Source organism: Klebsiella sp. CN_Kp075 (assembly GCF_040065055.2).
Classification (GTDB): domain Bacteria; phylum Pseudomonadota; class Gammaproteobacteria; order Enterobacterales; family Enterobacteriaceae; genus Klebsiella; species Klebsiella aerogenes.
This window is the reverse complement of record NZ_CM198050.1, coordinates 308544-327054: the sequence shown is the minus strand read 5'-3', so window position 1 is coordinate 327054 and position 18511 is coordinate 308544. Positions and strand designations below refer to the sequence as shown.

19 protein-coding genes are annotated in these 18511 nt (G+C 57.0%); 5 read left to right on the top strand and 14 right to left on the bottom strand.

The genetic code is table 11. The features are described 5' to 3' along the window. Positions 1–280 precede the first annotated feature (280 nt). From ABLV78_RS01525 to livK, 7 genes are all read right to left on the bottom strand, one after another. Positions 281–649, bottom strand: a complete 369-nt coding sequence (locus ABLV78_RS01525; RefSeq protein ID WP_047047927.1) for a type II toxin-antitoxin system death-on-curing family toxin — start codon at positions 647–649, stop codon at positions 281–283. Next, positions 646–867, bottom strand: a complete 222-nt coding sequence (locus ABLV78_RS01520; protein ID WP_004174006.1) for a type II toxin-antitoxin system Phd/YefM family antitoxin — start codon at positions 865–867, stop codon at positions 646–648. The genes ABLV78_RS01525 and ABLV78_RS01520 overlap by 4 nt, the downstream gene beginning before the upstream one ends. 163 nt (positions 868–1030) lie before the next feature. After that, on the bottom strand, positions 1031–1744 hold the full coding sequence (gene livF / locus ABLV78_RS01515) for a high-affinity branched-chain amino acid ABC transporter ATP-binding protein LivF (protein ID WP_086538103.1): 714 nt from the start codon (positions 1742–1744) through the stop codon (positions 1031–1033). 17 nt (positions 1745–1761) lie between these two features. Next, positions 1762–2529: a high-affinity branched-chain amino acid ABC transporter ATP-binding protein LivG gene (gene livG, locus ABLV78_RS01510; protein ID WP_015369325.1), complete on the bottom strand. Its 768-nt coding sequence runs from the start codon at positions 2527–2529 to the stop codon at positions 1762–1764. Then, the gene (gene livM, locus ABLV78_RS01505) at positions 2526–3803 is read right to left on the bottom strand and encodes a branched chain amino acid ABC transporter permease LivM (protein ID WP_015369324.1); all 1278 of its coding nucleotides are present in this window, start codon (positions 3801–3803) and stop codon (positions 2526–2528) included. Before livM ends, livG begins: the two co-directional genes overlap by 4 nt. Continuing rightward, entirely contained in the window at positions 3800–4726 is a 927-nt protein-coding gene (livH, locus tag ABLV78_RS01500; RefSeq protein WP_047047924.1) for a high-affinity branched-chain amino acid ABC transporter permease LivH, read from the bottom strand. Before livH ends, livM begins: the two co-directional genes overlap by 4 nt. Before the next feature lie 53 nt (positions 4727–4779). Continuing rightward, complete coding sequence (gene livK, locus ABLV78_RS01495) at positions 4780–5889, bottom strand: high-affinity branched-chain amino acid ABC transporter substrate-binding protein LivK (protein ID WP_045394819.1); 1110 nt, start codon at positions 5887–5889, stop codon at positions 4780–4782. A gap of 422 nt (positions 5890–6311) precedes the next feature. Here livK and panM point away from each other — a divergent pair, with 422 nt between their 5' ends. Further along, on the top strand, positions 6312–6695 hold the full coding sequence (gene panM, locus ABLV78_RS01490) for an aspartate 1-decarboxylase autocleavage activator PanM (RefSeq protein ID WP_047047920.1): 384 nt from the start codon (positions 6312–6314) through the stop codon (positions 6693–6695). Positions 6696–7005: 310 nt separating this feature from the next. Here panM and livJ read toward each other — a convergent pair whose 3' ends face one another. From livJ to ftsY, 5 genes are all read right to left on the bottom strand, one after another. Beyond that, positions 7006–8109, bottom strand: a complete 1104-nt coding sequence (livJ, locus tag ABLV78_RS01485; RefSeq protein ID WP_015369319.1) for a branched chain amino acid ABC transporter substrate-binding protein LivJ — start codon at positions 8107–8109, stop codon at positions 7006–7008. A gap of 323 nt (positions 8110–8432) precedes the next feature. Beyond that, positions 8433–9287: an RNA polymerase sigma factor RpoH gene (rpoH, locus tag ABLV78_RS01480; RefSeq protein WP_002920815.1), complete on the bottom strand. Its 855-nt coding sequence runs from the start codon at positions 9285–9287 to the stop codon at positions 8433–8435. 255 nt (positions 9288–9542) lie between these two features. Continuing rightward, the gene (ftsX, locus tag ABLV78_RS01475) at positions 9543–10598 is read right to left on the bottom strand and encodes a permease-like cell division protein FtsX (RefSeq protein WP_015369318.1); all 1056 of its coding nucleotides are present in this window, start codon (positions 10596–10598) and stop codon (positions 9543–9545) included. After that, positions 10591–11259, bottom strand: coding sequence for a cell division ATP-binding protein FtsE (ftsE, locus tag ABLV78_RS01470; RefSeq protein WP_015369317.1), 669 nt, complete (start codon positions 11257–11259; stop codon positions 10591–10593). The genes ftsX and ftsE overlap by 8 nt, the downstream gene beginning before the upstream one ends. 2 nt (positions 11260–11261) lie before the next feature. Continuing rightward, positions 11262–12812: a signal recognition particle-docking protein FtsY gene (gene ftsY / locus ABLV78_RS01465; RefSeq protein ID WP_047047916.1), complete on the bottom strand. Its 1551-nt coding sequence runs from the start codon at positions 12810–12812 to the stop codon at positions 11262–11264. A 193-nt stretch (positions 12813–13005) separates the two neighbouring features. Here ftsY and rsmD point away from each other — a divergent pair, with 193 nt between their 5' ends. Together rsmD and ABLV78_RS01455 are read left to right on the top strand one after the other, a co-directional pair. Continuing rightward, positions 13006–13602: a 16S rRNA (guanine(966)-N(2))-methyltransferase gene (rsmD, locus tag ABLV78_RS01460; RefSeq protein WP_015703709.1), complete on the top strand. Its 597-nt coding sequence runs from the start codon at positions 13006–13008 to the stop codon at positions 13600–13602. Then, complete coding sequence (locus ABLV78_RS01455; RefSeq protein ID WP_015369314.1) at positions 13592–13870, top strand: DUF1145 family protein; 279 nt, start codon at positions 13592–13594, stop codon at positions 13868–13870. Before rsmD ends, ABLV78_RS01455 begins: the two co-directional genes overlap by 11 nt. 15 nt (positions 13871–13885) lie before the next feature. Here ABLV78_RS01455 and ABLV78_RS01450 read toward each other — a convergent pair whose 3' ends face one another. Next, on the bottom strand, positions 13886–14245 hold the full coding sequence (locus ABLV78_RS01450) for a DUF2500 domain-containing protein (protein WP_047047915.1): 360 nt from the start codon (positions 14243–14245) through the stop codon (positions 13886–13888). A 141-nt stretch (positions 14246–14386) separates the two neighbouring features. Between ABLV78_RS01450 and ABLV78_RS01445 the strand changes: the two genes are divergently transcribed. Further along, positions 14387–15013, top strand: a complete 627-nt coding sequence (locus ABLV78_RS01445; protein WP_015369312.1) for a lysoplasmalogenase — start codon at positions 14387–14389, stop codon at positions 15011–15013. Positions 15014–15091: 78 nt separating this feature from the next. Continuing rightward, positions 15092–17299 carry a Zn(II)/Cd(II)/Pb(II) translocating P-type ATPase ZntA gene (zntA, locus tag ABLV78_RS01440; protein ID WP_047047912.1) on the top strand — a complete coding sequence of 736 codons (2208 nt, stop codon included), beginning with the start codon at positions 15092–15094 and terminating at the stop codon, positions 17297–17299. Between the two features lie 806 nt (positions 17300–18105). Here the strand turns inward: zntA and tusA are convergent. Continuing rightward, the gene (tusA, locus tag ABLV78_RS01435) at positions 18106–18351 is read right to left on the bottom strand and encodes a sulfurtransferase TusA (RefSeq protein WP_015703711.1); all 246 of its coding nucleotides are present in this window, start codon (positions 18349–18351) and stop codon (positions 18106–18108) included. Between the last annotated feature and the right edge of the window lie 160 nt (positions 18352–18511).

Sequence of the window (18511 nt, the reverse complement as noted above, 5' to 3'; positions counted from 1 at the left end):
CTTGTTGTTCCGGATGCGCGATTTCACGCGTTTTATGTTCGCGGGGTAACATGACATGTTCGAATTACAGAAAAATAACTTTTTTATTACAAAAAAAAGATAGTAACGGGTCAGAGAGATGACAAGCCGATGAAAGGATGGGGGAAGTAAAGTGGGAGCTGAGACACGGATAATATTCGTGCCATCGGCTCCCGGGGTCGGCGCAAGCGCCTCGCCCGGGCTACAACGGCTTGGGTAGCCCGGCCAAGCGAAGCGCCGCCGGGTTGCAACGAGTTAACCGTCATTCACGCAAGCGCGCGACAATCTGTTCCAGGGTAAGTTGCCCCGCAGTCGCCTCGACGGTCATGCCGACGAAGTCTGGATTCGCCGGCAATATAATTCCATTTCGCTTTAAAAAAAGCAGGGTGATAAACAGTGCCGTACGCTTATTACCATCATTAAATATATGACCGCGAGAAATCGCCAGCAGATGCATCACAGCGAGTCGCCACACTTCTGTCACACCTTCATATTCAATTTTGTTTAGCACCCTATACATTATCGCTTCGGCACGCCCAGGATCGGGCATACCGGCAACGCCAGGCGTGACGCGGAGCAGCCTGTCGTGAAACTGTATTATCTCTTCCGCTGAGATAATCTGCAGCGTCATTTATCCGCAAGCTCCCTGATCTCATCACCATGAACCGCCATGATAGCCGCGAACTCATCATCCATTCTGGCCGCCTGGTAGCGTTCAAACTCTTCTGCACTAATGATGACTGCAGATTTATGCCCACGACGGGTAATGGTCACAGGCACACCTGTCACTGCGCTTTCCAGTACATCGGCCAGATTTTGCCGGGCTTCGCTATAGTTAACCGTTCTCATAAAAACCTCCAAAGCTGTACTCTTTTATTGTACAACATACATGTACAAAAAAAGAGCCAACAGGCTCTTTTAAATGTATTCGTGCGATCGGCTACCGGGGTCGGCGCAAGCGCCTCGCCCGGGCTACAAACCGGCGAAGCGAACAACGCCGGGTTACGATGAACTAACCGCCGAGATAGGCGCTGCGCACCGCCTCGTTGGCTAACAGCGCATCGCCGGTATCCTCAAGCACCACGTGACCGTTTTCCAGTACGTAGCCGCGATCGGCCAGCTTCAGCGCCTGGTTGGCGTTCTGCTCAACCAGGAAGATAGTCATCCCCTGTTCACGCAGCTGCTCGATGGTGTCGAAAATCTGCTGAATGATAATCGGCGCCAGCCCTAATGAAGGCTCATCAAGCAGCAGCAGGCGCGGCTGGCTCATCAGAGCGCGACCGATCGCCAGCATCTGCTGCTCGCCGCCGGACATGGTGCCGGCGCGCTGAATACGGCGTTCATGCAGACGCGGGAACAACTCATACACCCATTTGATGCGGGTATGAAACTGGTCGCGGTCGGCAAAAAAACCGCCCATCGCCAGGTTCTCTTCCACCGTCATGCGCGAAAAGACGCGTCGCCCTTCCGGCACGATCGCCACCGCTTCACGCATGATTTTCGCCGTCTGCCAGTCGGTAATATCCTTACCGTCAAAGACAATGCGCCCGCTGGAGGCCCGAGGATCGCCGCACAGCGTACCGAGCAGGGTAGTTTTCCCCGCGCCGTTAGCGCCGATAAGCGTGACGATCTCACCCTGTTTGATATGCAGGCTGACGTTGTGCAGCGCCTGAATCTTGCCGTAGTGGGCGCTGACATTGTCAAAAGTTAACATCGCTTTTTCCATCTTATGCGTCACCACCATTATGCTTCACCTAAATAGGCGCGGATCACGTCCGGGTTATTACGAATCTCTTCCGGCGTCCCGTTGGCCAGCGGCGTCCCCTGGTTCACGACGTAGATGCGATCGGAAATGCCCATCACCAGCTTCATATCATGTTCGATAAGCAGGATGGTGGTGTTGTGATGGCTACGCAGCTCGGCGATAAGCTCATCCAGCTCTTTGGTCTCTTTCGGGTTAAGCCCCGCCGCCGGTTCATCAAGCATCAGGATCTCCGGCTGCGTCACCATACAGCGGGCGATCTCCAGCCGGCGCTGGTCGCCGTAGGCCAGGTTACTGGCCTGGCGGTTGGCGTGCTCCAGCAGGCCGATACGCTCAAGCCAGGTGGCGGCCCGATCCAGCGCTTCGCTCTGCGCGCGACGGAAGGCCGGCGTTTTCAGCAGGCCGGAGAAGACGCCGGTTTTCAGCTGTTGATGCTGCGCCACCAGTAGGTTTTCAATCACCGTCATTTCGCGGAACAGACGCACGTGCTGGAAGGTTCGCACCACCCCCATTCGCGCAATCTGCTGGCCCGGCAGCCCTTCCAGGTGCTGGTCGCGCAGCATAATGGTGCCGCCGGTAGGTTTATAGAAACCGGTCAGGCAGTTAAAAACGGTGGTCTTACCCGCGCCGTTCGGGCCGATTAAGGAAACGATTTCCTGCGGACGTAGCTCAAGGGAGACGTTATTGACCGCCAGCAGGCCGCCAAAACGCATCATCAGGCCGTTCACGGATAATATTGGCTGACTCATGCCTGCTCTCCTTTCGCCTGACCGTTTTTCAGCTTCAGCTGCGGGCGCGTCATCGGCAGCAGCCCCTGCGGACGCCAGATCATCATCAGCACCATCAACCCACCGAGCATTAACATACTGTATTCGTTGAAATCACGCATCAGCTCGCGCGATACCACCAGCAGAATAGCCGCCAGGATCACCGCAAACTGCGAGCCCATCCCACCCAGCACCACGATCGCCAGCACAAAGGCCGACTCGGCGAAGGTAAAGGACTCCGGGCTCACGAAGCCCTGGCGCGCGGCGAACAGCGTGCCGGCGAAGCCGGCAAACGCGGCGCTGATAGTAAAGGCGGTCAGCTTGATGCGCGTCGGGCTCAGGCCCAGCGAACGGCAGGCGATTTCATCTTCACGCAGCGCTTCCCATGCCCGCCCGAGCGGCATCCGCAGCAGACGGTTAATAACGAACAGGCTGAGCACCACCAGCAGCAACGCTACCAGATAGAGGAAAATCACCCTATCGCTGGGATCGTACTTCAGACCGAAGAAGTTGCTGAAGGTATCCCAGCCGCCTTCACGGGCGGTACGGCTAAATTCAAGACCAAAGAAAGTCGGTTTCGGGATCTGGCTGATACCGTTCGGCCCGCCGGTGATCTCGGTATTGTTGAGCAGCAGAATGCGCACGATCTCGCCGAAGCCTAAGGTCACAATCGCCAGGTAGTCGCCGCGCAGACGCAGCACCGGGAAGCCAAGCAGGAAGCCGGCCGCCGCGGAGACCAGGCCGGCCAGCGGCAGACAGGTCCAGAAACCGAGACCGTAATAGTGGTTAAGCAGCGCAAAGGTATAGGCGCCGATGGCGTAAAACCCGCCGTAGCCCAATACCAGCAGACCGGAAAGCCCAACCACCACGTTCAACCCGAGACCAAGGATGATATAAATCATCGTCAGAGTCGCGATATCCACCGTGCCGCGCGACACCATAAACGGCCAGGCCACGGCAATCACCAGCAGGGCTATCAGGAACAGCTTCTGCTTGACCGTCGACCCGTCAATCGCCGGCATAATAAATTTCGGCCCGGAGACGTTCTTAACCGCTTTCTGGAACAGCGGGCGCAGCAGCTGGAAGAAAAAGACCACCGCGGTGCCGATGAAGATCCACTGCCAACGAATATCGGCGGCGGTGTCGACCACCAGTTTGGTGCCATTCAGCTCCAGCTGCACGCCCATAAAGACGCCAGCCAGAACAAAGAACATCGCGGCGGAAAGCAGCGCCATCGCAATTTGCATCGGTTTCATACTTTTTCTACCTCCGGGCGGCCCAGAATGCCGGTCGGCATCACTAACAGCACCAGAATCAGCAGCGCGAAGGAGACGACGTCCTTATATTCGGTGCTGAGATAGGCAGAAGAGAGCGCCTCGGCGATACCCAGAATCAGGCCGCCGATCATCGCGCCAGGGATACTGCCGATACCGCCGAGCACAGCTGCGGTAAAGGCCTTCATCCCGGCCATAAAGCCGATGTAGGGGTTAATTACGCCGTAGAACTGCCCCAGCAGGACGCCCGCGACCGCCGCCATCGCTGCGCCAATGACGAAGGTCAGCGCAATAACGCGGTCGGTATTGATGCCCAGCAGGCTCGCCATTTTCAGATCTTCCGCACAGGCGCGGCAGGCGCGGCCCATTCGCGAATAGCGAATAAACAGCGTCAGCGCCAGCATGGCGATAAAGGTAACGACCCAGATGACCAGCTGCATGGTAGTGATAGTGGCGGAGAAATTATCGCTGTGGCCGACAATCCACTGGCCGTTAAAGAGACTCGGCAGCGCGACATCGCGCGAGCCTTCGGTCAGGCTGACAAAGTTCTGCAGGAATATCGACATCCCGATGGCGGAAATCAGCGCGATCAGGCGCTTGGAGCTGCGTACCGGACGATAGGCCACGCGTTCGATACTCCAGCCGTAGGCGCTGGCGATAATGATAGCGCCAACAAAGCCTGCGGCGACCAGCAGCCAGCCGGTATCGATCCCCAGCATCATCAGGGCGGCGATAATCATGAACGAGACGTAGCTGCCGATCATGTAGACCTCGCCGTGGGCGAAGTTAATCATGCCGATAATGCCGTACACCATCGTATAGCCGATGGCGATCAGCGCATAGGTACTGCCCAGCGTGACGCCGTTAAACATCTGCTGCAGAAAATAGAGAAACTGCTCGGACATAAGGTAACCTTTTTCATGCCGCCCGCGCGGTGCGGGCGGTGGGATAACGCGTCTTACTTAGCGACGGTGGATGAACCATCCGCGTGCCACTGGAAGACACCAAATTCAAATCCCTTCAGATCGCCTTTTTCATCCCATTTCAGCGGCCCAATCACGGTCTTCGCGCCGTGAGCTTTCAAATCTTTAATTAAATCCAGCGGCTGCTGGCTGCCGGTTCTGTCCATCGCCTGCGCCAGCGACTGAACGGCGGCATAGGTGATCCAGACGTACGGGCCGCTCGGATCTTTTTTATCCGCTTTCAGCGCATCAACAATAGCGCTGTTGGCCGGATCCTGGTCATAGCGTTTTGGCATCGTCACCAGCATACCTTCCGCCGCCGCGCCGGCGATGTTGGACAGCGAGGCGTTACCGACGCCTTCCGGCCCCATAAACTGCGTTTTCAGGCCGACGGAGCGCGCCTGGCGCAGCATCTGCCCCATTTCCGGGTAGTAGCCGCCGTAGTAGACGAAGTCGATGTTCTCTTTCTTCAGGCGCGCCAGCAGCGCGGAGAAGTCTTTCTCACCGGCGGTGATGCCATCAAAGAAGACGATATTGGCGCCGGCTTTCTTCAGGTTGTCCTGCACGGAACGCGCCAGCCCTTCGCCGTACTGCTGCTTGTCATGAATAATCGCAATACGCTGCGGCTTCACGTGTTCGAGGATATATTTCGCGGCGGTCGGCCCCTGGGAAGAGTCAAGCCCGGCGGTACGCATGATGTACTGGTAGCCACGCTGGGTCAGCTCAGGGTTGGTCGCCCCGGGGGAGATCATCAGGATACCTTCGTCTTCATAGATATCCGAAGCCGGCTGGGTAGAAGAGGAACACAGGTGACCAATAACGTACTGAATGCCGTCATTGACGATTTTGTTAGCGACCGCGACCGCCTGTTTCGGGTCGCAGGCGTCGTCATACTCAACGCCAACCAGTTTGTCGCCTTTAATGCCGCCGCTGGCGTTAATGTCTTTAATCGCCTGGCGCGCGCCGTTGAATTCCATATCGCCCCACTGGGCAACCGGGCCAGACATCGCGCCGACGACGGCGACTTTAATATCCTTTGCCATCGCCGCGTGGGAAATCGCTAATGCAACGACTCCCGCGACGATCGTTTTCGCGTTCCTTTTCATGCTTCAGAACCCCGTTCGTGATGTGGTGTAAATGTTTTGTATTTTTATGGTTAAAAAGCATTCTGTGCTTTTATTAAACAACGCCATTTTTACCATGAAGTTTAATGGTTTAGCGCGGTTTTTTACCTGAATTATGATTAAAATCTCTATTTTTCAGGTGATTAAGAAAAGATAATATTCTGGTTTTAGGCGAAGATAAACAAAAAAAAGTCCAGTTTGCAGCATAAAATAACGGCATATAAGGCGGAATAAAACGCTACATATCAGGTTAAAATTCTGCTTATTTTTCGATCCATGATGTATTGCGCTACCCCCGCGCAACCAGGAAAACGAATCCCCTGATGAATGAGTTGAAAACAGCGCCCCGCCGAACGAGAAATTTGAGTACACTGGCGCATCTGTTTTGACTGGAATTGCCGCGTATGAAGCTCACCATTATCCGTTTACAGCACTTCAGCGATCAGGATCGCATTGATTTAGGCAAAATCTGGCCGTCGCAGGACCCTGCGGCGATGACGCTGGATGAAAACCATCGTATTTACGCCGCCCGCTTTAACGAACGCCTGCTCGGCGCCGTACGCGTTACCCTGCGCGGCGTTGAAGGCGAGCTCAGCGATCTGTGCGTGCGTGAAGTCACCCGCCGCCGCGGCGTTGGGCAATATTTAGTGGAAGAGACGTTAAGCGATAACCCGAATATCAATAGCTGGCGCGTTGCCGATAGCGGGGTGGAAGACCGCGGCGTGATGGCGGCATTTATGCAGGCGCTCGGTTTCAGCGCCCAGCAGAATGGTTGGGAAAAGCATTAGGCATTAGGCCGTAGCCCTAATAAACGCAGCGTGACCAAGGAAGAACCCGGCGGCGCTTCGCTTAGCCGGGCTACCTGCAAATTGTAGCCCCGGTAAGCGCAGCGCAACCGGGGTCAGACAACGCATCTGCGGCGTGAAAGGCTCCGCAGACAACGCATCCGCAGCGTGAAAGGCTCCCCCACATTTAACCCAGCATTTCGCGTTGCAGCAAGGCGTCAAGACCCGAAATCCCCGGGAGCTTACATCAGTAAGTGACCGGGGTTGAGGGCCGCAGACAACGCATCTGCGGCGTGAAAGGCGCAGGTTAAATTTATTTGGCGTCGGTCGCTGTACCGTTCGCATGCCAGGTAAACACGCCGAACTCGAACCCTTTCAGGTCGCCTTTCTCATCCCACGACAGCGGCCCCATGACGGTATCCACCTTCGCCCCTTTCAGGTATTTCGCGATTTCCGCCGGATCCTCGGACTGATTTAAACCCGCCTGCAGCGACTGCAGCGCCGCATAGGTGGTCCACACGAAGGCGCCGCTCGGATCCTGTTTCTTCGCTTTGATGGCATCCACAATCGGTTTGTTCGCCGGAACCTGATCGTAGTTCTTCGGTTTGGTGACCAGCAGGCCTTCTGCCGACTCGCCGGCGATGTTAGACAGGGAAACGTTAGCCACGCCTTCCGGACCCATAAACTGGGTTTTCAGGCCGGCAGCCCGCGCCTGGCGCAGGATCTGCCCCATTTCCGGGTGATAACCGCCGTAGTAGACGAAGTCGATATTTTCTTTCTTAAGGCGCGCCACCAGGGTAGAGAAATCTTTCTCACCGGCGGTGATACCGTCAAAGAACACCACGTTGGCGCCGCCTTTCTTCAGGTTTTCCTGAACCGAGCGCGCCAGCCCTTCGCCATATTGCTGTTTGTCATGAACGACGGCAATGCGCTGCGGCTTCACCGTGCCGAGAATATATTTCGCCGCCGTCGGCCCCTGATCGGAGTCGAGACCGGTGGTGCGCAGAATCAGCTTATAGCCGCGCGCCGTCAGTTCCGGCGCGGTTGCCGCCGGGGTAATCATCAGGATGCCTTCATCTTCATAGATGTCAGACGCCGGCTGAGTGGATGAGGAACACAGGTGACCGATAACGTATTTAATGCCGTCATTCACCACTTTGTTCGCAACAGCCACCGCTTGTTTCGGGTCGCAGGCATCGTCATATTTTACGATCTGCAATTTATTGCCTTTGATACCGCCCTTGGCGTTGATATCAGCTACCGCCTGCTCCGCGCCGGTAAATTCCTGGTCGCCATACTGGGCAACCGGGCCGGACATCGCTCCCACGACGGCAATTTTAATGTCTTCCGCCAGCGCGGAACCGCTCATAATTAAAGCAATACATCCTGCCAGTAACGCTTTACCCTTCATATTCATCCTGAGGCTCCCCATTATTATGGTTTTTGCATTTGTTGTGATGTTGTTTGTTAGCGCATTATTCTGATTTTTAGCCCATACCAAGAATAGTATGGCTGTATTTGGGTCTGCCGCCTGCGCTTTTGCAGCACACTATGCCAAAACATACCCCATTTTTCAGAATTTGAAACAACAATTTGCAGGAGATGTAAAAGTTATGTGACTGAAGTAAAACGTCGCGGCAATTCGCGCCGGGAGAGAAAACGGGTATGACGGGGATATAAACAAAAAGCCCCCGCTGAAACAGCAGAGGCTCAATTCACTACGGCGCTGAAAGACGAAGATTAGGCTTCGATAGCGGCGCGCAGTTTTTTCATCGCGTTCTTTTCCAGCTGACGAACACGTTCAGCCGAGACGCCATAACGATCCGCCAGCTCCTGCAGCGTGGACTTGTTGTCCTCGTCCAGCCAGCGTGCGCGGATGATGTCCTGGCTACGCTCGTCCAGGCCCTGCATCGCGTCAGTCAGTTTATTAGCAGCCTGCTCTTCCCAGTTATCGTCTTCGATGCCGTCGGCAAAGTTAGACGTTTTGTCCTGCAGATAGAGCACCGGTGCCATCGGCTGGCTGTCGGATTCGTCATCGGACGACATATCAAAGGTCATGTCCTGCGCTGCCATACGTGATTCCATCTCACGCACGTCTTTGCTCGACACACCCAGCTCGCGGGCAACCATCTCTACTTCGTCCTGGTTAAACCAGCCCAGACGCTGCTTGGTTTTACGCAGGTTGAAGAACAGCTTACGCTGCGCTTTGGTGGTTGCGACTTTAACGATACGCCAGTTACGCAGCACGTATTCGTGGATTTCCGCTTTAATCCAGTGCACGGCGAAGGAAACCAGTCGCACACCCACTTCCGGGTTGAAACGACGTACGGCTTTCATCAAACCGATGTTGCCTTCCTGAATCAGGTCCGCCTGCGGCAGGCCATAGCCCGAGTAGTTACGAGCAATATGAACAACAAAGCGCAGGTGAGACAGAATCAGCTTTTTCGCTGCTTCCAGATCGCCCTGGTAATGCAGCTTTTCAGCAAGCTCCCGCTCTTCATCAGCCGATAACATCGGCCAAGTGTTAGCGGCCCGGATGTACGATTCCAGGTTACCAACGGGGGCTAAAGCTAAAGTTTGCATTTCTTTGGTCATTCAAATCCTCTCAATCGATAGTGTCTGACATGATCTTGTCCCCATCAGGCAACAAACATGCCAGCATTTATGAGCAACGAGAATATCACCCACAGTAGTATCAGACAGTGATTTTATCCACAAGTTCCATGCAACGTTGTGAGTAAATTACGCACAAAATGTGACATGGAGATGAAAGATTAGGGAAGAGGCGAACAGGGACTCTTTCCCTGCAGAGAGATATTCAGTGCAGGGAAAGATTATACCAGAAAATTTTTAGTCGGGGGTAAAGTGACGTAAATGTTGCACCGTCGCCAGCCAGGCTGCGACCCAGCCAATCATCGAGCAGACGATTAGCATCAGCAGACACTCATCGAAGCCTAAACCGCTGAGTTCGAATTTGGTGCCGAACACTTTCGCCACTTCGGTCACCGCCGAGGAGAGGCGCATCACCAGAATCTCCGACAGGATCAGCGACAAAAACGCCCCGGCGAAACCCAGCAGCGCGCCGCCATAAAGGAACGGACGCAGGATGAAACCGTCGGTAGCGCCGATCAGCTTCTGGACGTTAATGGTATCGCGACGGGCGAAGATGCTCAGGCGCACGCTGTTGCCAATCACCAGGAACACCGCGGCAATCATCAGCACGCCGATCATCGCCGACACCCGGCCAACCAGACCGGTCAGCGACGCCAGGCGCGCAAACCAGCTATCGTCCATACGCACTTCGTCGACCCCCTGAATACGGGAGACGCGATCGCGCAGGGTGTTAAGCGAATCGGTATTCTGGAAATCGAGCTTCGGCACCACAATCGCTACCGCCGGCAGCGGGTTCTCTTCCAGCATATCCAGCGCGCCGCCGAACCCGGACCAGTTGCGAAACTCGCCCAGCGCCTCATCGCGCGACAGATAATTTACCTTCTCAACGCCCTGCTCCGCCTGCAGCTGGCCAACCACCCGCGCCGCCGCATCGTCATCCAGCGTTTTTTCCAGGTAGACGGTGATCTGCGGTGACGGATAATACTGCGACGCCGCGCTATTGACGTTTTTGTAGACCATATAGCAGACGCTCGGCAGCGTCAGCGAAATGGCGATTACCATGATGGTGAGGAAGGTCGCCAGCGGCGTGCTTTTTAAATCCTGTAACGCGCCGTGCCAGGCGTAGCGCACCTGCTCGTTAAAGACGTTACTCTTCCGCGATGCCGGGTTCGGCGCCGCTTTTGGCCGTTTTGGCGCATTGCGTCCGCCGTTGCCGCCGCCCGTGGCGTTACGGAGACGATCGAACTTGCTGCCGAACTGGCGAATCTGGTTCACTGCGTCGCGCTTATTCACCCCGATGGCCTCCATGCATATGACCGTCGCTCAGCGTCAGGACGCGGTACGGACGGCTGGAAATAAGCCCCAGGTCGTGCGTCGCCATCAGTACCGTTACACCTACGCGGTTAAACTCTTCAAACAGACGTAAAATCCCTTCCGAGAGCGCCTCATCGAGGTTACCGGTCGGTTCATCCGCCAGCAGCACCGCCGGCTTGTTGACCACCGCGCGGGCAATGCCCACGCGCTGTTGCTCACCGCCGGAGAGTTGGATGGGGAAATTTTTCGCTTTGTCCAGCAGCCCGACTTTATCCAGCGCTGCGGATACGCGACGGCGAATATCATCGCCGCTGGCGCCGGCGATAATCAGCGGGATCGCCACATTATCGAACACGGTGCGATCCATCAGCAGGTGGTGGTCCTGGAAAATCATGCCGATTTGGCGGCGCAGGAACGGCACCTCGCGGCTCTTCAGGCGGCTGATATCATGGCCGCTGAACAGAATTTTCCCGGCGCTCGGCCGTTCGATACCACAGATAAGCTTCAGCAAGGTACTTTTCCCCGCGCCGGAATGGCCGGTCAGGAACGCCATCTCGCCCTGCTGCAGGTGGAACGTCACCCCCTGCAGCGCTTGTCTCCCACCGAGATAGGCTTTGCTGACTTGTTCAAAGCGAATCATTCTTAATCCTCTCGGGCAAAAAGTGCCTCAATAAAGTCGCCCGCATTAAACGGACGCAGATCTTCAATACGTTCGCCGACGCCAATATAGCGAATCGGAATACTGAACTGGTCAGCCACTGAGAAGATAACCCCGCCCTTCGCGGTTCCGTCAAGCTTAGTCAACGTAATGCCGGTCAGCCCCACCGCTTCGTGGAACAGTTTGGCCTGGCTTATCGCGTTCTGCCCGGTGCTGGCGTCGATGGTCAGCATGACTTCATGCGGCGCGTCGACATCCAGTTTCTTCATTACGCGGACAATCTTCTTCAGTTCTTCCATCAGGTGCGATTTATTCTGCAGACGACCCGCGGTATCGGCAATCAGCACATCAATATTGCGCGCTTTCGCCGCCTGAATGGCGTCAAAAATAACCGAGGCTGAATCAGCGCCGGTATGCTGAGCAATCACCGGGATCTCGTTACGCTGGCCCCAGACCTGCAGCTGTTCCACCGCCGCCGCGCGGAAGGTATCCCCCGCCGCCAGCATCACAGATTTACCCTGCAGCTCGAACTGACGCGCCAGCTTACCGATGGTGGTGGTTTTACCCACGCCGTTAACGCCGACCATCAGAATAACAAATGGCGTTTTCCCTTCAACATTCAGCGGTTCCTCAACTTTCGTCAGGATCTCGCTCATCTCTTCTTTCAGCAGGCCGTATAACGCCTCGGCGTCGCGCAGCTGCTTACGGCTGGCCCCCTCGGTAAGATTGGTAATAATCTTACGCGTGGTTTCCACCCCAACGTCGGCAATCAGCAGCTGTTCTTCCAGCTCTTCAAACAGATCGTCGTCGATTTTTTTACCGCGGAACAGGCTGATAAACCCGGAACCCAGATTCTGTTTGGTTTTCACCAGGCTGCGTTTTAAGCGGGCGAAGAAACCTTCTTTAGTCGGTTTTTCCTGCTCCTGCTGCGGCGCTTCCTGAGTTTCCGCGTCTTCTTCCGCCAGCTCTTCCGGCGCCTCTTCGACGTCTTGCGCCGCCAGCGCCTGCGCTTCAAGCTCTTCATCGCTTAATTCGGCTTCAGACTCTTCCGGGAGGACCTCATCTTCGATGACTTCAGGCTCCGCGACGATAACCTCTTCCGGCGTCTGTTCAGCGACCGCTTCGGCGATAACCGGCTCGGCAATCACCTCTTCAACCAGCGGTTCAGCGACTTTTTCTTCTACCGCAGGAACAACCGGCTCTTCTTCAACTGCGGTCTCTGGGACAGAAATTTCTTCCGCCACCGGCGATTCAGCCACGTTTTCTTGCGAAACGGCTTCGGTCGCCACCGGATGCGGCAGTTCGCTCTCAACAACTTGTTCGGTAACTTCTACGACCTCGGCAGCAAAGGCCTCCGGGTCTTCTTTTACCGTTTCCGCCGCGGGTACGGTTTCCGCAGGCGTTTCCGCCGCCGGAGTCTGTTCCTCAACCTCTTGTTGTTCTTCTACTTTTTGTTCTGTTTCGCTTTCCTGAGCCTGTTCTTTTTGCCCAAAGCCCAGCCAGGAAAAGAAGCCACGTTTTTTCTCTTTTGCCATTTGCGACCACACTCCTCGCTGTTTATTCATGGCGCAGCTTCGATACAACCGATTCAGAAGCTGAAAAAATGATGAAATTAGTTGGATAGTCTATCACTTAACTTAACTCGCATCACCGCCCCCGGATTAAGGTTTCGTCAATGGTCTTCGATCGTTAGAATAGCAGGCTGGAAGTTGAGACTTGAGCAAAGAGATGAAGAAACCAAATCACGCAGGCAGCGGCCAGATCCGCATTATCGGCGGACAGTGGCGGGGCCGTAAATTACCGGTGCCGGAGAGCCCGGGTCTGCGCCCGACCACCGACCGGGTTCGGGAAACGCTTTTTAACTGGCTGGCGCCGTCGATGGTCGACGCCCACTGCCTTGACTGCTTCGCCGGCAGCGGCGCGCTGGGGCTGGAAGCGCTATCACGCTATGCCGCCAGCACCACGCTACTGGAAATGGAGCGCGGCGTCGCGCAGCAGCTACAAAAAAATCTCGCGACGCTGAAAGCCAGCAACGGCAAGGTGGTCAACACCAACACGCTGGCGTTTCTCAGCCAGCCGGGCACGCCGCACCACATTGTCTTCGTCGATCCCCCCTTCCGCAAAGGGCTGCTGGAAGAAACGCTCAGCCTGCTGGAAAAAAACCACTGGCTCGCTGATGAAGCGCTGATTTATGTCGAGAGCGAAGTAGAAAACGGACTACCGCCGGTTCCGGCAAACTGGCAGCTGTATCGCGAAAAAGTCGCCGGACAGGTCGCCTACCGCCTGTATCAACGCGAGGCACAAGGAGAAAACCATGCTGATTAATTTAGGCCGCCTGCTGATGCTATGCGTTTGGGCGTTTTTGCTGTTGAACCTGTTTCAACCTTTCCCAAAACCGCTGAATATCTTCGTTAACGTGGCGCTGATTTTTATGATTCTGATGCATGGCCTGCAGCTGACGCTGTTGAAAGCGACGCAAACGAAAGATGCGCCGCCGCTGAGCCGTTTTGAGCAGATTCGTATTTTCATCTTCGGCGTATTTGAACTGGTGGCCTGGCAGAAAAAGCTGAAGGCCACGCTGAAGAAGAAGTAACGGTTAATCGAGGGCTCAGTTATCGGCAACAAAGTCGACGAATTTAGAGCCCTTATAGCTCAGCATTCCCCGGTCGCCAACGCTCAGCGCGTGGTATTGCGGCGCATCAAGGCGGAACACCACTTCCAGTCCGCCATTTTCCGGGCGGAAGCTCGCTTCATAACGCATCTCGCTGCCGGCTGGCGTCACCGTCTGCTGGCGCGAGCGACGATCGTTAATCACCTTTTCCCGCTTATTGCTGACCACCACCCGCTTCTGCAGCAGCGGCGCGGCGTCGTTATCCATTTTCTCCCGGCGCTGCTGCACGTAGCGAAACGAGGCCGCCACCACAATCACCGCGACCATCAGCACAAAAAATAGCGGAACTTTACTCATTTGCGTACCCATAAGAATTATCAGGAATAAGGATAACGCGCATTGAATAACGTTGTCATCTTCTGGCCCAAACCACTACACTGAGATCCGGTACCGTAAGCGTAATCGCTTATTTAATGATAACAGATACAGGGACTTACTATGCTTTGGTCGTTTATTGCTGTCTGTTTCTCCGCATGGCTGTACGTCGATGCGTCCTATCGTGGGCCAGCCTGGCAGCGCTGGGTCTTTAAACCGGTCACCCTGCTTCTGTTGCTGCTGTTAGCCTGGCAGGCGCCGATGTTCAACGCCATTAGCTACCTGGTGCTGGCGGGCCTGTGCGCTTCGCTGCTCGGCGATGCGTTAACCCTGCTGCCGCGCCAGCGGGTGATGTACGCGGTCGGCGCATTCTTCCTCTCTCATCTGCTGTATACGATCTGGTTCGCCAGCCAGATGACGCTATCGTTCTTCTGGCCGCTGCCGCTGGTCTTGTTGGTGCTCGGCGCGCTGCTGCTGGCGATTATCTGGACGCGTCTGGAAGAGATGCGCATGCCGGTATTAACCTTTATCGGTATGACGCTGGTAATGGTGTGGCTGGCGGGCGAACTGTGGTTCGTGCGGCCGACCGATACCGCGCTCTCCGGATTCCTTGGCGCCGCTTCGCTGCTGTTGGGTAACGCCGTCTGGCTGATTAGCCACTATCGCCGTCGCTTCCGCGCCGATAACGCCATTTCCGCGGCCTTCTACTTTGCTGGGCACTTCCTGATCGTTCGCGCGCTATATCTGTAATTTACTGCTTGACTCTGGAGTCGACTCCAGAGTGTATCCTGCGGGTAATGAGAAAATTATCATTACCCGGAGGGTGCCATGTCGACACCAGAATCTCAGGACAAAAAAGTTCCCCAGTTCTCGTCATTCAAATTTACCCCGGCGACAGAGCCCGCTGAAAGCTGCTGTACCGATCGCGCCTGCGCCGGGGAAACCGCCGCCGCTGAACAGCCGCTCAACGGCGCCCGTTATAGCTGGCAGGTAGATGGTATGGACTGCGCGGCCTGCGCCCGCAAGGTGGAAACCGCCGTGCGCCAAATCGACGGCGTCAGCCAGGTGCAGGTGCTGTTCGCCACCGAGAAGCTGCTGGTCAATGCCGAAAGCGATATCCGTTCGCAGGTCGAAAACGCGGTACGCGCCGCGGGTTATACCCTGCGCGATGCTGACGCGCCGCAGGAAGAGAAACCGCAACGTTCATGGCTGCAGGAAAACCTGGCGTTATTGAGTCTGGTAGTGATGATGGCGCTCAGCTGGGGGCTTGAGCAGTTTAACCATCCGTTCGGCAAGCTGGCGTTTGTCACCACTACCCTCGTCGGCCTGTGGCCGGTTGCCCGCCAGGCGCTGCGGTTGATTAAAAGCGGCAGCTGGTTTGCCATTGAAACGCTGATGAGCGTTGCCGCTATCGGCGCGTTGTTTATCGGCGCCACCGCCGAAGCGGCAATGGTTCTGCTGCTGTTTCTGATCGGCGAACGGCTTGAAGGCTGGGCCGCCAGCCGCGCGCGCCAGGGCGTGAGCGCCCTGATGGCGCTCAAACCTGATACCGCCGTTCGCCTGCGCAACGGCGAGCGTGAGACCGTCGCCCAACGTGACCTTCGCCCCGGCGATGTGATTGAGGTCGCCGCCGGCGGGCGTCTGCCGGCCGATGGCGAGCTGCTATCGCCGTTTGCCAGTTTTGACGAAAGCGCGCTGACCGGCGAATCGGTACCGGTGGAGCGTAAAGCCGGCGAGCGCGTAGCCGCCGGCGCCACCAGCGTCGATCGCCTGGTACAGTTGACCGTTATCTCCGAACCGGGCGATAGCGCCATTGACCGGATCCTCAAACTGATTGAAGAAGCCGAGGAGCGCCGGGCGCCGATTGAGCGCTTCATCGATCGCTTCAGCCGGATCTACACCCCGGCCATTATGGTGGTCGCCCTGCTGGTTGCCATCGTACCGCCGCTGTTCTTCGCCAGCGCCTGGCTGCCGTGGATCTATAAAGGCTTAACGCTGCTGTTAATCGGCTGCCCTTGCGCGCTGGTCATCTCTACCCCGGCGGCGATTACCTCCGGTCTGGCGGTCGCCGCGCGGCGCGGGGCGCTGATTAAAGGCGGCGCGGCGCTGGAACAATTGGGCCAGGTGCGCCAGGTGGCGTTCGATAAAACCGGTACTCTGACCATCGGCCAACCGCAGGTCACCCGCGTTATCGCCGCCGCCGACGTTGATGAAAACGGCCTGCTGGCGCTGGCGGCAGCGGTTGAACAAGGCTCCAGCCACCCGCTGGCGCAGGCTATCGCCCGCGAAGCGCAGCAGCGTAAGCTGACTATTCCCGTTGCGCACAACCAGCGGGCGCTGGCCGGTTCCGGGATAGAGGCCGAGGTCAACGGCAGCCGCATCTTAATCTGCGCGGCCAGTAAGGCTGCACCTGCTGAGCATGAGGCGCAGATCCAGCAACTGGAGAGCGCCGGACAGACGGTGGTGCTGGTGATGCGCGATGATACGCTGCTTGGCATTCTGGCGCTGCGCGATACCCTGCGCGACGATGCGCGTCAGGCGGTGGATGAGCTGCATCAATTGGGTGTGCAAGGAGTGATTCTTACCGGGGATAACCCGCGCGCTGCGGCGGCTATCGCCAATGAACTGGGTCTGGAGTTCCGCGCCGGATTGCTGCCGGCAGACAAAGTGCAAGCGGTGATGGCGCTTAACGCCAATGCGCCGCTGGCTATGGTCGGCGACGGTATCAACGATGCCCCGGCGATGAAAGCGGCAACCATCGGTATTGCGATGGGCAGCGGCACCGATGTAGCGCTGGAGACCGCCGACGCGGCGCTAACCCATAACCGCCTCACCGGCCTGGCGCAGATGATTTCGCTGGCGCGCGCCACCCATGCCAATATTCGCCAGAATATCGCCATCGCTTTAGGGTTGAAGGGGATTTTCCTCGTCACGACCCTTCTCGGCCTGACCGGTTTGTGGCTGGCGGTGCTGGCGGATACCGGCGCGACGGTGCTGGTAACGGCTAACGCTCTGCGGTTATTGCGTAAAAAGTAATGTCGAAGCGATATTCCCTGCTCGCGCTGCGCTTAGCAGGGCTACGGTTCCAGACCGTCGAGTAGCCCGGATAAGGCGCAACGCGCCGCCATCCGGGGCTATTCCCTGCTTGCGCTGCGCTTAGCAGGGCTACGGTTCCAGGCCTTTGGGTAGCCAGGATAAGGCGCAACGCGCCGCCATCCGGGGCTATTCCCTGCTCGCGCTGCGCTTAGCAGGGCTACGGTTCCAGGCCTTTGGGTAGCCAGGATAAGGCGCAACGCGCCGCCATCCGGGGCTATTCCCTGCTCGCGCTACACCTGGCAGGGCTACGGTTCCAGACCGTTGGGTAGCCCGGATAAGGCGCAACGCGCCGCTATCCGGGGATATTCCCTGCTCGCGCTGCGCTTGAGAGGGCTACGGTTGCGGACCGTAGGGTAGCCCGGATAAGGCGCAACGCGCCGCCATCCGGGGGGATTCCCTGCTCGCGCTGCGCTTAGCAGGGCTACGATTCCAGACCGTTGGGTAGCCCGGATAAGGCGCAACGCGCCGCTATCCGGGGATATTCCCTACTTGCGCTGCGCCTGGCAGGGCGACGGTTGCGGGCCGTCGGGTAGCCCGGATAAGGCGTAATGCGCCGCCATCCGGGGATATTCCCTGCTCGCGCTGCGCTTAGCAGGGCTACGGTTCCAGACCATTGAGTAGCCCGGATAAGGCGCAACGCGCCGCCATCCGGGGGTATTCCCTGCTCGCGCTGCGCCTGGCAGGCTACGGTTCCAGACCGTTGGGTAGCCCGGATAAGGCGCAACGCGCCGCCATCCGGGATGGGCTCAGTGGCTTTTACGGATCAGATAACGGTACGGCAGGGCTTCGGTTTCCTGCGCCACCAGTTCATGCTCCATAAAGAGGCAAAAACCGGGGATATCGCGGGTGGTGGCCGGGTCATCGGCAATAATCAGCAGGGTCTCGCCCACCGGCATGGTGCGTACGGTTTTACGCACCATCATCACCGGTTCCGGGCAGCGGAGCCCCAGGGCGTCCAGCGTATGGTCAGGACTGGAGAAAAGTTCGCTCATTTTTATCTCACTTCAACAAAACGGCCCTAGTTTACCCCCACTTCGCCAGTACGCAAGCCAGGTTAACGTTTGCGCGAAAAACAACCATTGCATTACGCTCGCAACGCAGTATCATGCAGCCGTTTTTAATTGGGTTCCCTCACCCCAACGTTCCGCTCCC